Raw genomic sequence first — 13,557 nt, forward strand, 5'->3', positions numbered from 1 at the left:
GCTTTACGCTCCTTTTATTTTTTTTCTTCTATTTTTCTTAATTAGAGATTTCATTTTATACATTTTCATATCAGCTATCTGTAAAGTTTTATCAAGATTTTCATTAAATTTAGAAATTCCATAAGCTATGGATAGCGGGATTTCAAATTTTTTTAAATCTTCTTGTATTTCAAGAAATTTCAATTTTGCAATTTTAGTACTGCATTTTTTCATAATGACTATAAATTCATCACCGCCATATCTAATTAAATAATCATTTATCCTAATATGTTTTTTTACTATACTTGAAACAAAAATTAAAGCTTCATCACCTTTTTCATGCCCAAAATTATCATTTATTTTTTTTAAATCATTCAAATCAAAAAATACTATAGTATCTTCGTTTGTTAATTTGATGTGATTAAGTAAAAATCTATTATGTGAATTAGTTAATGGATCGCTAAAAGCTTTATTATAATAATCTTCGATTTTGATATTTGCATTTTTTAATTCTTCAATAATTCTAAATCCTATGAATATTGCGTAAGAAAAAAGACCATATTGAAATAAAAATCTATCTCCATTAATGGGATAATAAACTAATAATATATCGTGTAAAATAGTACAAGCTAAAAATGTAAATAAAAAAATATATCTTTCTATATTTCTATATAAAATAATAAGTAAAAATAAAATTATTGTTGGAATAATTGAAAATTTATTATAATATTCCATTAATGTATAAACATCCTTAGAAAAAATATAAAAAAGAGATGGGATTAATAATAAAATACCAATGATATAATTAAATAATCTTCTTTTTTTGATACTAGTATTGATAGTTTGAATAAAAAACATAAAACTTGCTAATAAAAAAACAAAAAATATTTTTTTCATAATTAAATATGTATGTTGATTTCCCAAAGAAATATAATGAAAATCTCTTGAGGATACAAGTAAAAGAATTAAAGATAAAAGATAGTATAAAAAAACCTTTTTTTCTAATTTTAAAAAAAATAAATAATCTAAAACTAATATTATAGAGAAGAATATAATTCCGCCTAATGATGAAATAAAACCATAATTAATAAATTTTAAAATTGAAAATTTATTTAAATCTTTTTCATTGATTAAAACAGGAGTTGTTTTAATTCCGCCTTTATATAAATCAAAAATAACTATTTTTAATTCATTTTTTTCTTTTAAGTTATTCCCTAAAAATAATAAATGAGGTTTCAAATAAAGATTAAATAAATGATCTTTCCCATAACCTAATTTTTCTATTAGGTTACCATTGAGGTATATTTCTGCATAATTTCCAGATATTTCTGGAAAAATAATATAATTTTTATCATTTTTATTAAAATAGGTTATTAAAGTTAGTTCATTACCCTTTAATACTTTTATAATAGGAACTTTTAATTCATTTCCATTTTCATCAATCCATATATTTAATTTTTCACCATCTAGGTTATTTATTCTATAACTAAATATCCAAAAACATAAAAAAAATAAAAAACTCATGAATAAAAAAATATATCTTTTCATATTATCACCTATAAAATTTATTGTTAGTAATATTATAACATTACAATTATTTTTTATCAAGTATAATGTTTAATTATAAAATTTTTTTTGGAAATATTTTATTTAATTAATACCAATAAATTCATAAAAAACTTGTAACTAAAAAGGTATTGACAAAAATAATAAAAAGTGATAGAATAAATCTGGTTGAAATAACCGAAGAAGGTTGCCGAGGTGGCGGAATTGGCAGACGCTGCGGACTTAAAATCCGTTGGGTGGAGACACCCGTGTGGGTTCAAGTCCCACCCTCGGCACCATTTTATTTACTCTACTACGCGGTGCGGGGTGGAGCAGTCTGGTAGCTCGTCGGGCTCATAACCCGAAGGTCGTAGGTTCAAATCCTGCCCCCGCTACCATTTTTTTTATGGCGGCGTAGCTCAGTTGGCTAGAGCATGCGGTTCATACCCGCAGTGTCAAGAGTTCGAGTCTCTTCGCCGCCACCATATTAAAAAAAGGAGCTTTACGCTCCTTTTTTATAGTATTTCTTCCCATATATTTTCTTCAGATACATGTATAAAATTAATTCCAGCTTTTATACACTCCCTATCAAAATCTGTATCACCTATCATTAAACAATCCTCTGGTTTAATATTCAATTTATAAATAATTTCATTAAAATAATTTTCATTAGGTTTGCAATAATGAGAATTTTCCATTGTGGAAATATAAATAAAATCGTTTGTTTTTAAATTAATAAATTCTATTCTATGTTTTACTGCAATTTCTGGGAAAAGAGGATTTGAAGCAAAAATAAATTTATGATTAGAATATTTTATTTTATTTATTAATTTATCATTAGGTTTAATTATACTTTTTAATTTTGGAAATTCAGTGTTATAAAAATCTAAAAATATATTATACCAATACATAGAATCTTTTCCTGTTTTTTCTTCCATTAAATTCATAAAATATTCTAAATTTGTTATTTTATCATCATCTTTTTTTATTAACTCAATTGTACATTCTAAAACAATATCAATAATTTTTTTTTCTAATTTTGAATATTTTAAAAAGCTAGAAAAATAGTATTTTTGAAATTCATCTTCATCATTTTTTATTAATGTACCATCATAATCAAGAAAAATATAAATAATACCACCTCCAAATAAAAAGGTCTGGATTGTGGGGAGAGGGAGAGATTCACAATCCAGACAAGGTTTAATTTTTATTATGGTAAAATTTTAGTTCCTGTTTTTCCTTCTAAAGCTTCTTTTAATTTTTCCATATCTGTTATTAATGCTGGTTTTCCTGTATCTTTTACAAAAGAAATACATGCTTCAACTTTTGGTAACATACTTCCTTTTGCAAAGTGGCCTTCTTCTATATATTTTATAGCTTCATTTACAGTAATTTCATCTAATGCTTTTTGATCTGGTTTATTGAAGTTTAAATATACTTTTTCAACAGCTGTTAATATAATAAATTCATCAGCATTTAATTCTTTAGCTAATAAAGCAGATGCTCTATCTTTATCGATAACAGCTTCAACGCCTTTTACTTCACCATTTTCGTCAATAATAACTGGTATTCCACCGCCACCACCGGCAATAACAATTACATCATTTTCTACTAAGTCTCTTATAGTATTTTTTTCTATAGCATCTAATGGAATTGGTGAAGGAACAACTCTTCTCCATCCTCTACCAGCATCTTCCTTAAAGATCCATCCTTTTTCTTCCATCATTTTTTTAGCATCTTCTTCAGTGTAGAAAGGACCTACTGGTTTTGTAGGATTTTTAAATCCAGGATCATCTTTATCAACAACTATTTGAGTTACTACAGTAGCAACATCTCTTTCAATTTTTCTTTCTCTTAAAATATTCTTTAATTCTTGTGAAATCATATATCCTAAATAACCTTGAGTCATTGCACCTAAAACATCCATTGGAAATGGAGGAATAGTATCCTTTGCAATATCTTGTTGTAAAAGTAAATTTCCAACTTGTGGGCCATTTCCGTGTGTAATAATAATATCATAATCCATTTCAATCATGTCTGCTAAATATGATGCTGTTGCTCTAATATTTCTAAACATATTTTCTGCAGTTGGTTTTTCACCAGGTCTATTCATTGCGTTGCCGCCAATAGCAACTACTGCTAATTTTTTCATATAAAAACCTCCTTAATCAGATCAATTACAATGTAGCAACCATAATAGCTTTTATAGTATGCATTCTGTTTTCTGCTTGATCAAATACTTTTGAATGTCTGCTTCTAAATACTTCATCAGTAACTTCTCTAATATCTAATCCTCTTTCTTTTGCTTCTCTTGCAACTACAGTTTCAAAGTCATGGAATGAAGGTAAACAGTGTAAGAAAATTACATTTGGATTTTCTGTTCTTTTGATTAACTCCATATCTACCCTATATGGAGTTAATAATTCTACTCTTTCAGGCATTTTATCTTCTTCACCCATTGATACCCAAACATCTGTGTATATAACATCTGCACCTTTTACTCCATCTAAATCAGATGTATATTCAATAACAGCACCAGTTTCTTTTGCTGTTTCTAAAGCTTCGTTCATCATTTCATCTGATGGTTTTAATGATTCAGGTCCAACTGCAACATAGTGCATTCCTAATTTTGCAGAAATTCTCATTAATGTGTTTGCAACATTATTTCTAGTATCTCCAATAAATACAACTTTCATTTGATTTAATGGTTTATGAATATATTCCATCATTGTCATTACGTCTGCTAATCCTTGTGTTGGATGTGCTTCATCTGTTAAACCATTCCATACAGGAACTCCTGAATATTTAGCTAAATCTTCAACTACTTTTTGTTTAAAACCTCTGTATTCAATTCCGTCATACATTCTACCTAATACTTTTGCTGTATCTTCTATTGATTCTTTTTTACCCATTTGACTATTTGTTAAGAAAGTTACATGAGCTCCTTCATCTAATGCAGCAACTTCAAATGCTGTTCTTGTTCTAGTAGATGTTTTATCAAAAATTAATACAATGTTTTTGCCTTTTAATAATTCATTTCTAATACCTGCTCTTTTTTTTGATTTTAAATCAAAAGCTAAATCTAATAAATATTTTATTTCTTCTGGTGTATAATCTTTTAATGATAATAAGCTTCTTCCTTTTAAGTTTACTGGCATATTATCTCCTCCTCAATATTATAAGATTCTATCGACGTTCATATTATACATTTTTTTTTAGTATTCTCCAAACAAAAAAAAAATAAAAAAATCAGATAATATGAAGAAAATTTCATAATTATTCCTAGTTATTATGAGTATGCGTAAGTATAAATGAGTATGCTTGAGTATGCTTATTTATGATATAATTAAATGAGGTGATAAAATGAGAAAGATATATGTTTATATAATAATATTATTATTAATTATTTTAAATTCATCGTGTTTAAAAAATATTCCAAAAGTTGAAGATACAAATTTTTCTGATTTAACTAATACTCAAAAAGAATTATTAATTAGAGTTATAGCTACTGGATATAATAGAGGTGGGAATAAGACTTTTGAAGAATTATTAAAATATGCAAATGAAAATGGTTATATATATGATGATAATGTCTTAGAATTTTATAAATATTTTGTTGGAGAAATTAATAATACAACAAAAACAAAAAGTTTATCAGATGATCCACATTATAATCCAAAAATAAAAAATTATATATTAAACATTATTAATGACCAATTTAAAAATAATTCACCAAATGTTTTTGATAATTATGATGAAATAATTCCCACAAATTCTTCAAAAAAATATCCAGAATTAAATCCAAATATAATAACCTCATTTGAAAAAAGGGAATTTTTGGTAAATAGACTATATAATAAAATAAAAGAATATTATAATACATCTTCAACATTTAAATCCTGGTTTGAATATTTTTATCCAAATGAAAATTTGACAGATATAGAAATTAAAAAATATTCTGAATATCTAGTAGATGTTGCATATACATATACTAATTCAAATATTGAATTAAATAGATTACATAACACATCATCAGAATTATATCCTTCATTAATTAAGTTAAATCATATACCAGTTGAATTAATATTAGCTATTATAATGCAAGAGTCGAGATTTTTTCCAGGGTCATTCAGAGCTGAAATCGATAATAATAATATATATGCATTATCTTTTGGGCTTACTCATACATTAATAGATGCGGATTTTTTGGGGATAGCAAGTACAGATAATACAATAGGTGATGGAAATAAAGGTGAGAGAAATTTTGATTTAATTTCATATTTTTATTTAGGAAATAATAGAAATGAAGAAACGTATTTTTCTGATTGGGATTTAGTTACAATTAGGGGTTCAATGTTATATGCTTTAATATATTTAGATATGCTATATCAAAAATATATAACGGAGGTTATAAAATGATAGCAGTAATAGGAAGTTCCAATATGGACATAGTTTTAACTGTTGAGAAATTTACAAATCCAGGTGAAACACAAAAGGCTATTTCTTTAGAATATTTTCCTGGAGGAAAAGGTGCGAATCAAGCGGTAACTGCAGCTAAATTATCTAAAAATAAGGTATATTTTTTTACAGCATTAGGAAATGATGAATTTGGGAAAAAATTAGCAAATAATTTTGATAATAATAATATAATAGGATATATATATACTGATTTACCTACGGGTAGAGCATATATTGAAGTAACAAAAAGAGGTGAGAATAGAATAATAATATATGAAGGAGCAAATAGTTTTATAATCCCAGAAATAGTAGAGAAAAAAATTAATATATTAAATGAATATAAATATTTTTTATTACAAAATGAAATACCATATGAAACAACATTATATATTGCAAGAACCTTTAGTAAAAGAAATAAAATAATTATTTTTGATCCAGCTCCAGCACAAAATATAGAAAAGGAAATTTTTCAATACATAGACTATTTTACGCCAAATGAAGAAGAGTTTAAATATCTATCTTTGAAATTTTTCAATTTAAATCCAGAGGAAAATTTAAAAGAAGTATTAAGAAATTTCTTTAAATTAGGTGTTAAAAATATTATATTAAAACAAGGCGGAAAGGATATAATATTATACAATGCTAATTCAATCTTAAAAATACCAGTATTTAAAATAGATGATGTTGTAGACACAACAGCAGCAGGTGATGTTTTTAATGGAGCGTTAGCTGTAGCTTTGTCGGAAAAAAAAGATATAAAAGAATCAATAATTTTTGCTTCAGCTGCAGCAGGTTTATCTGTAACTAAAAAAGGAGCTCAATCTTCAATACCAAATAGAGAGGAAGTTGAGCAGTTTATAAAATTAAACATTAAGTAAAGAAATTAATATGATTTAATTAATAAATCCCCTATGTGGGGATTTATTTTTAATATAGAGTATTAATTATAAATATTTAAATAATAAAATATTAATAAAGAAATAATAAATAGTATAGTCAAAAATAAATAAAAATAATAATGTTAATTAATTATATTTGTATATAATTGTTCTTATGTTGAGAATAATAACACATGAAATATTTTTCATAATGAAAATAATAGTATATAATAAGGTGGTTTCTTAAGAGGGGGTGTATTATGTTAGAAATTTTAGAAAAATTAATATTGAATAAGAAGAGTGAATTTTTTCACGATTTAAAAGAGATTATAGATATTCCTAGTGTTAATGAAGATTCTTTGGATTATCCATTTGGTGAAAATATTGATAAGGTTTTGAAAAAAACTCTATCAATATGTGAAAGATTAGGGTTTAAAACTTACTATAATAAATATTATGGTTATGCAGAAATTGGAAATGGTGAAGATTTAATTGGTATTTTAGGCCATTTAGATGTTGTACCAGCTGGAAATTTAGATGACTGGGAAAATAATCCATTTGATATGACAATAAAAGATGAATATGTATATGGACGTGGGGTTCAAGATGATAAGGGGCCATTATTAGCATCAATATATGCAATAAAAATATTAGACGAATTAGGGTATAAATTCAATAAAAGAATAAGAATAATTTTTGGAACAGATGAAGAATTGTTATGGAGAGGAATTCAAAAATATAAAGAAAATGAAGAAATTCCTTATATATCTTTTACACCAGATTCTAAATTTCCTTTAGTTTATGCAGAAAAAGGATTATTACAATTAAAAATATATTCAGAAGAAAAAAGCGATATAAAAATAGTTGGTGGAAATGCATTAAATTCTGTACCTGATAAGATTGAATATGATAAAGATATAGATAAATTGAAAGAAGAAATGAACAAATTAGGGTATGAATATTTAATAAAAGACAAAAAAATAATAGTTTTAGGAAAGTCTGCTCATGCAAAAGATACAGAAAAAGGTATAAATGCAATAGAAAGATTATTAATAGCCTTAAAAAATATAGGGTATAGCAGCAATTTGATAAATTTTATTGTTAATGAAATTGGAGAAGATCCATATGCTAGAAAAATATTTGGAGAATGTAAAGATGATGATTCAGGGTATTTAAAATTTAATATAGGGAAAATAAATATTGATAGTGATTATCAAGAAATTGGAGTGGATATTAGAATACCGGTTACTGTAAAAAAGGATTATGTAATAGAGAAAATAAAAGAAAAAATAAACCAATATAACATTAAATGTGAAGAAATAGATTGGCTTCAACCTGTTTATTTTTCTAAAGAACATTTTTTATACAAAATATTATTAGAAACTTATCGAGAGGAAACAAAAGATTTTGAATCAGAACCAATATCATCTGGTGGTGCAACATATGCAAGGGCATTAGATAATTGTATTGCATTTGGAGCAACTTTTCCAAATGGAATATCAACAGAACATAAACCTAATGAGAGAGTAAAAATAGAGGATTTAATAAATAGTATTAAAATATATGCCAAAGCTATATATAAATTATGTGAGGAGGTTTAGGATGAAAAAGAAATTTAAGATGCCAACAGCCTACACTATACTTTTTTCAATTATAGTTGTAGTAGCAATTTTCACATGGATTGTTCCAGCAGGGCAGTATGATTATGTTGATCCAACAGCTTCAAAACCACAACCTATTCCAGGTACATATCATAGGGTTGAACAAAACCCCCAAGGATTATGGGAAATTTTTAATGCGCCAATTAAAGGTTTTTATGATGCAGTGGATATAGCTTTATTTGTTATTGTTATAGGTGGTTTTTTATCTATAGTTATGAAAACAGGAGCTATTGAAGCAGGTATATCAAATGTTTTAAAGAAACTTAATGGTAAAGAAAAATTGTTAATTCCAATTTTAATGATTTTATTTGGATTGGGTGGAACAACATACGGAATGGCAGAAGAAACAATTGCTTTTTACCCTCTTATTATTCCAGTATTTATAGCAGCAGGTTTTGATGCTTTAACTGCGGTTGCAACAATAGCATTAGGTGCTGGATTGGGAGTATTAGGTTCTACAGTTAATCCATTTGCGACAGGTATAGCCTCTGGGTTTGCAAATATTTCAATTGGTGATGGAATTATATTGAGATTAGTTATATTATTCATTTCAGAAATAATTGGAATTATATATGTAATGAAATATGCGGATAAAGTAAAAAAAGATCCATCAAAATCCTTAATATATCATTTGAAAGATGAACATGAAGAACATTTTAAAAACGAAAACAATGAAGAAATTCATTTAACAAAAGAAAGAAAAAATGTATTATGGGTTTTCGGATTAACATTTGTTATAATGGTTTTAGGGGTTATACCTTGGGCATGGAAGTTTGATATATTAATCTTTGAAAAATTTAATAACTTTTTAATGAATATTCCAGTATTAGGTAAAATTATAGGACATCCAATACCATTAGGAGACTGGTGGTTTGGAGAAATAACAATGTTATTTTTTGTAGCTAGTTTAATAATTTCTAGAATGTATAAAATGAGTGAAAATGAATATATAGATAGTTTTGTAAGTGGAGCAAGAGATTTATTAGGAGTGGCATTAATTATTGGAGTTTCAAGAGGGATAACAGTTGTTATGAATGATGGAGGAATGACAGCAACTATTCTTCATTGGGGAGAAGAAACATTAGCAAAATTAGGATCAGCAGCATTTGTTAATATAGCTTATTTATTCTATTTGCCAATGTCATTTTTAGTGCCGTCTACATCTGGTTTAGCTACTTTAACAATGCCAATTATGGCTCCATTAGCAGATTTTGCAGGAGTAGGAAGAGATTTAGTTATAACAGCTTATCAATCTGCATCAGGTGTAATTAATTTATTTACTCCTACAAGTGCAGTTATTATGGGTGCATTAGCAATTGCTAAAGTTCCATATGAAACATACTTTAAATTTGTTTGGAAATTATTAATTATAATATCATTAGTTGTAATGGCATTATTAACTATAGCTGTATATATATAATAAAATAGGGCTTTGCGCCCTATTTTATTATATTATATCCTATAAATCCTATAAATAATCCTAAAATACTTAGTATTATATATTTAGTATAAGTTTTTTTGTTTCTATTAATTTTAAATTCTATATCTTTTGTATATATTCCTTTAGAATTGATAAATTTAAGCGATGTGTTATAATTTCCGTCTTTTAAATTAATTGGTATATATAATTCATTTTTTCCAGGATAAATATATTTTTCAAAACCTAGAATCTTCAAAGTACAATATGTATTTGAATAAAGGACAAGTCTTAATGAATCATTATACCAATCATTATTTGGAGAAATATTCTTTGTATAATAATAAAGTTTTATATTTGGTTCTACTTCTTCAAATCCGATTATTAATTCCTCATTATTTAATAAAAATTCATAATTCTTATTGTTATATTTTATATTAATTTTTCCAGAACCAGTTATAAATTTTTGCAGTTTTGAATAAACTATAAATTCTTCATTATCAATAATAATTTTTTGAGGATATTTTTTAAAATTAAAAGTAATTGTAGATATTATTGAATCATCAATATAATAAAGTTTTACAATTTGACTATATGTTGTATTTGTACTCCCGAAAGTAATTAAAAAATTAAAATTTATACTAGTATAACCAAAGGAAACAATAGTTATTAAACAGAAAATTAAAATAATAAATTTTTTCATAAAATTGCCTCACTTTGTCCACCTTTCGGATATATTAATATCTACTTTAAGTGGGACATCTAATTTGTAGGCATTTTCTAGTGTTTCTTTTACTATTTTACGTATTTCATTAGCTTTTTCTTTAGGTAATTCAATTACAATTTCATCATGTACTTGAAGTATCATTTTAGCATATTCTGGTAAAACTTCATCTAATTTAATCATAGCTAATTTCATTATATCAGAAGCAGTGCCTTGAATAGGAGTATTAATAGCTATTCGTTTTAAATCATTTTTATTAAGTCTCAGATTTCCTAAAAACCTTTTTCTTCCAAATAATGTTTCAACATATCCGTTTTTTTCTAAATTACTTAATATATTATGTTGGTATTTTTCCACGTTTTTATATAATTCGAAATATTTTTTTATGAAAACACCAGCTTCATCTCTACTAATTCCTGTTCGTTCTGCTAAACCATATGAAGATACTCCATAAATAATAGAAAAATTAATCATTTTTCCAATTTGTCTCATATGATTATCCACTTTATTTTCAGGGACATCAAAAAGTTTTGCAGCTGTTATTGTATGTATGTCTAAATCATTTTTAAATGATTCAATTAAAACAGGGTCTTTACTCATATGAGCTAAAACTCTTAATTCAATTTGAGAATAATCAGCACTTAATAATACATATCCTTCTTTTTCAGCTTTAACAGCATTTCTTATTTTTTCGCCTTCTGCTTCTCTAATAGGAAGATTTTGTAAATTTGGTTCGCTACTACTTAATCTACCAGTTGCTGCACCTGTTTGATTAAAAGATGTATGTACTCTTTTTGTTTTCTTGTTTACCAATTTAGGTATTGCTTGAATATAAGTAGAAAGTAATTTTTGATACTTTCTATATTCTAATATTTTTTCTATTATTGGATGTTCATCCTTCATTTCTTCTAAAACTTGTGCACTTGTTGAAAAAGCTCCGCCTTTAGTTTTCTTTTTAGGCATTAATCCTAATTTATTAAATAATAATTCACTAATTTGTTTTGGAGAACTAGGATTTATTTCATAACCGGCAAGTTCATATATTTCTAGCAAGGTCTTATTTAAGATTTCTGTATATTCTTTTTCTAATTTCTTTAAATAATGTATATCAAAATACACACCATTTAATTCCATTTTTGCTAAAACCGGTATTAAAGGGTTTTCAATCTCAAACATTAATTTTTCTAATCCGAATTCATAAATTCTTGGTCTTAAAACATGAAATAATCTTAAAGTTATGTCGGCATCTTCTCCTGAATATTCAGCAACTTTTTCTGGTTCTATGTCATTTAAAGTTTTAGCGAATAAAGTATTATTAACAACATCTTCATATTTAATTGTCTCATAATTTAGATATTTTTTTGCTAAGTCGTCCATATTAAATCTTCTTGAATCAGGAGAAATTAAATATGCAGCGATCATAGTATCAAAATAAGGTGTTTTTATGTCAAATCCATAAACTTTCATAATAGATAGATCGTATTTTAAATTTTGACCAATAATATTTTTTTCTTTTAAAATAGTCCATAATTCATCTAAAATTTTTATTTTTTCTTCTTTAGTTTCTTTTGAGATATCAATATAATATCCTTTTTTTGGCTCATATGATATAGCTATACCTAATATATCTGCTTCATATGGATCAACAGAGGTTGTTTCGAGATCAAAAGATATTAAGTCTTGTTTTTTTAATTCATCAAATAAAATATTTAAATCATTCTTTTTTAATAGTATATAATCTCCTTTACCAGAGAGTTCATTTGCTTTGTTAGATATTTTTTTATTTGATTCTTTTAATCCAAGATCTCTAATTATAGAACTAAATTCAAATTCATTTAGTATTTCTTCTAGATTACTATTAAAACCACTATAAATATAGTCGTTCCAATCTATATTTAGTGGTACATCAGTAACTAATTGCACTAATTTTTTACTTAAAAACGCCATTTCTTTACCAGATTCCAACTTTTTTTGTATTGAATTTGTTGTATTTCTAATATTTTTATATATATCTTCTAAAGATCCAAATTCTTTTATTAGCTTTGTAGCTGTTTTTTCTCCAATTCCTTTAACACCTGGAATATTATCAACGGAGTCACCTGTTAATGCTAAAAAATCTTGAATTTTTTCTGGGCCAAATCCATATTTTTCTATAACTTTTTCTATATCATATTCCCTTATATCCGTAATTCCTCTCCCAATTCTTAGCATTTTAATTTTATCATTTACTAATTGCATTAAATCTTTATCAGATGAGAAAATATATATATTTTCAAACTCTTTTTGACCTTTTAATGCTAATGTAGCAATTACATCATCAGCTTCATAACCTTCTTCAGCTAACGTTTTGATACCTAATGCATTTACTATTTCTAAAATATAAGGAAATTGATCTTTAAATATTTTTGGGGTTTCTGGTCTATTAGCTTTATAACTTTCAAGTAATTTATGTCTATATGTTTCAGTTTTTTTATCCATGATAAATATAATTGCATCGTCATTCTTTTTTACATAATTTTCTAATATTTTTAATAACATCTTAGTTACGCCAAAAATGGCATTTGTTGGAATACCTGTAGATGTTTGTAAATTTTGATCAAGTGCAAAAAAAGCTCTATAAGCTATTCCACTGCCATCAATTAAATACAAATTTCTCATATTTTTACCTCTCATTCAGCTCTTATATACTTTTTTGTTCCATCAGGAAGTTTAAATTTTACTACAACGCCTTTAGCAGGCTTTTCTTCTTCTCTAAAAATTTTATGTATATTTTCTGGAGTAATTCCATATTGAACTCCTTCAGCACTAATATGTGCATCAAACGGGTGAATTGAATATACAAATACAGTTATTTCTACCTCTTTCATAATAATCCCTCCAATGTTTTTTTAAAAT

General features: G+C 25.8%; 11 protein-coding genes and 3 tRNA genes. 7 read left to right on the top strand and 7 right to left on the bottom strand.

Annotation, left to right across the window (positions count from 1 at the left end; all coding sequences use genetic code 11):
* Positions 1 to 3: 3 nt before the first annotated feature.
* Positions 4 to 1,503 (bottom strand): GGDEF domain-containing protein, encoded by a 1,500-nt coding sequence (locus AS160_RS02240; RefSeq protein ID WP_206528043.1) that lies wholly within the window; start codon positions 1,501 to 1,503, stop codon positions 4 to 6.
* Between the two features lie 231 nt (positions 1,504 to 1,734).
* Between AS160_RS02240 and AS160_RS02245 the strand changes: the two genes are divergently transcribed.
* The 3 genes from AS160_RS02245 to AS160_RS02255 all read left to right on the top strand — a co-directional run bounded on the left by AS160_RS02245 (position 1,735) and on the right by AS160_RS02255 (position 2,009).
* Positions 1,735 to 1,823: transfer RNA gene (locus AS160_RS02245), tRNA-Leu, on the top strand.
* A 22-nt stretch (positions 1,824 to 1,845) separates the two neighbouring features.
* Positions 1,846 to 1,922 (top strand) — tRNA-Met (locus tag AS160_RS02250).
* Positions 1,923 to 1,932: 10 nt separating this feature from the next.
* A tRNA-Met gene (locus tag AS160_RS02255) sits at positions 1,933 to 2,009 on the top strand.
* Positions 2,010 to 2,039: 30 nt separating this feature from the next.
* On the opposite strand, the gene AS160_RS02260 is transcribed toward AS160_RS02255, so the two are convergent.
* From AS160_RS02260 to argF, 3 genes are read right to left on the bottom strand one after another with little or no spacing between them, the layout of a single operon-like run.
* Entirely contained in the window at positions 2,040 to 2,738 is a 699-nt protein-coding gene (locus AS160_RS02260; protein ID WP_206528045.1) for an HAD hydrolase-like protein, read from the bottom strand.
* Positions 2,735 to 3,676, bottom strand: coding sequence for a carbamate kinase (gene arcC, locus AS160_RS02265; RefSeq protein WP_165144359.1), 942 nt, complete (start codon positions 3,674 to 3,676; stop codon positions 2,735 to 2,737). Before arcC ends, AS160_RS02260 begins: the two co-directional genes overlap by 4 nt.
* Before the next feature lie 25 nt (positions 3,677 to 3,701).
* Positions 3,702 to 4,682: an ornithine carbamoyltransferase gene (argF, locus tag AS160_RS02270; protein ID WP_165144360.1), complete on the bottom strand. Its 981-nt coding sequence runs from the start codon at positions 4,680 to 4,682 to the stop codon at positions 3,702 to 3,704.
* A 205-nt stretch (positions 4,683 to 4,887) separates the two neighbouring features.
* Here argF and AS160_RS02275 point away from each other — a divergent pair, with 205 nt between their 5' ends.
* The 4 genes from AS160_RS02275 (at position 4,888) to AS160_RS02290 (ending at position 9,941) form a co-directional block, all read left to right on the top strand.
* On the top strand, positions 4,888 to 5,943 hold the full coding sequence (locus tag AS160_RS02275) for a hypothetical protein (RefSeq protein WP_165144361.1): 1,056 nt from the start codon (positions 4,888 to 4,890) through the stop codon (positions 5,941 to 5,943).
* On the top strand, positions 5,940 to 6,860 hold the full coding sequence (gene rbsK, locus AS160_RS02280) for a ribokinase (RefSeq protein ID WP_165144362.1): 921 nt from the start codon (positions 5,940 to 5,942) through the stop codon (positions 6,858 to 6,860). Before AS160_RS02275 ends, rbsK begins: the two co-directional genes overlap by 4 nt.
* 260 nt (positions 6,861 to 7,120) lie before the next feature.
* A complete protein-coding gene (locus tag AS160_RS02285) occupies positions 7,121 to 8,461 on the top strand; it encodes a Sapep family Mn(2+)-dependent dipeptidase (RefSeq protein ID WP_165144363.1) in 1,341 nt (446 codons plus the stop codon).
* A gap of 1 nt (position 8,462) precedes the next feature.
* The gene (locus AS160_RS02290; RefSeq protein WP_165144364.1) at positions 8,463 to 9,941 is read left to right on the top strand and encodes a YfcC family protein; all 1,479 of its coding nucleotides are present in this window, start codon (positions 8,463 to 8,465) and stop codon (positions 9,939 to 9,941) included.
* 19 nt (positions 9,942 to 9,960) lie between these two features.
* On the opposite strand, the gene AS160_RS02295 is transcribed toward AS160_RS02290, so the two are convergent.
* Genes AS160_RS02295 through AS160_RS02305 form a run of 3 tightly spaced genes read right to left on the bottom strand, consistent with a single transcriptional unit; the run spans position 9,961 to position 13,529 of the window.
* Positions 9,961 to 10,641, bottom strand: coding sequence for a hypothetical protein (locus AS160_RS02295; protein ID WP_165144365.1), 681 nt, complete (start codon positions 10,639 to 10,641; stop codon positions 9,961 to 9,963).
* Positions 10,642 to 10,650: 9 nt separating this feature from the next.
* Entirely contained in the window at positions 10,651 to 13,320 is a 2,670-nt protein-coding gene (gene polA, locus AS160_RS02300) for a DNA polymerase I (protein WP_165144366.1), read from the bottom strand.
* An 11-nt stretch (positions 13,321 to 13,331) separates the two neighbouring features.
* A complete protein-coding gene (locus AS160_RS02305) occupies positions 13,332 to 13,529 on the bottom strand; it encodes a hypothetical protein (RefSeq protein WP_165144367.1) in 198 nt (65 codons plus the stop codon).
* Positions 13,530 to 13,557: the final 28 nt, after the last annotated feature.

Source organism: Marinitoga sp. 38H-ov (assembly GCF_011057715.1).
Taxonomy (GTDB): Bacteria; Thermotogota; Thermotogae; order Petrotogales; family Petrotogaceae; genus Marinitoga.

Excerpts from the sequence above, each read along its gene's own strand:
- AS160_RS02240 (WP_206528043.1), bottom strand. The coding sequence starts at position 1,503 with ATGAGTTTTTTATTTTTTTTATGTTTTTGGATATTTAGTTATAGAATA.
- arcC (WP_165144359.1), bottom strand. The coding sequence starts at position 3,676 with ATGAAAAAATTAGCAGTAGTTGCTATTGGCGGCAACGCAATGAATAGA.
- argF (WP_165144360.1), bottom strand. The coding sequence starts at position 4,682 with ATGCCAGTAAACTTAAAAGGAAGAAGCTTATTATCATTAAAAGATTAT.
- AS160_RS02275 (WP_165144361.1), top strand. The coding sequence starts at position 4,888 with ATGAGAAAGATATATGTTTATATAATAATATTATTATTAATTATTTTA.
- rbsK (WP_165144362.1), top strand. The coding sequence starts at position 5,940 with ATGATAGCAGTAATAGGAAGTTCCAATATGGACATAGTTTTAACTGTT.
- AS160_RS02285 (WP_165144363.1), top strand. The coding sequence starts at position 7,121 with ATGTTAGAAATTTTAGAAAAATTAATATTGAATAAGAAGAGTGAATTT.
- AS160_RS02290 (WP_165144364.1), top strand. The coding sequence starts at position 8,463 with ATGAAAAAGAAATTTAAGATGCCAACAGCCTACACTATACTTTTTTCA.
- AS160_RS02295 (WP_165144365.1), bottom strand. The coding sequence starts at position 10,641 with ATGAAAAAATTTATTATTTTAATTTTCTGTTTAATAACTATTGTTTCC.
- polA (WP_165144366.1), bottom strand. The coding sequence starts at position 13,320 with ATGAGAAATTTGTATTTAATTGATGGCAGTGGAATAGCTTATAGAGCT.
- AS160_RS02305 (WP_165144367.1), bottom strand. The coding sequence starts at position 13,529 with ATGAAAGAGGTAGAAATAACTGTATTTGTATATTCAATTCACCCGTTT.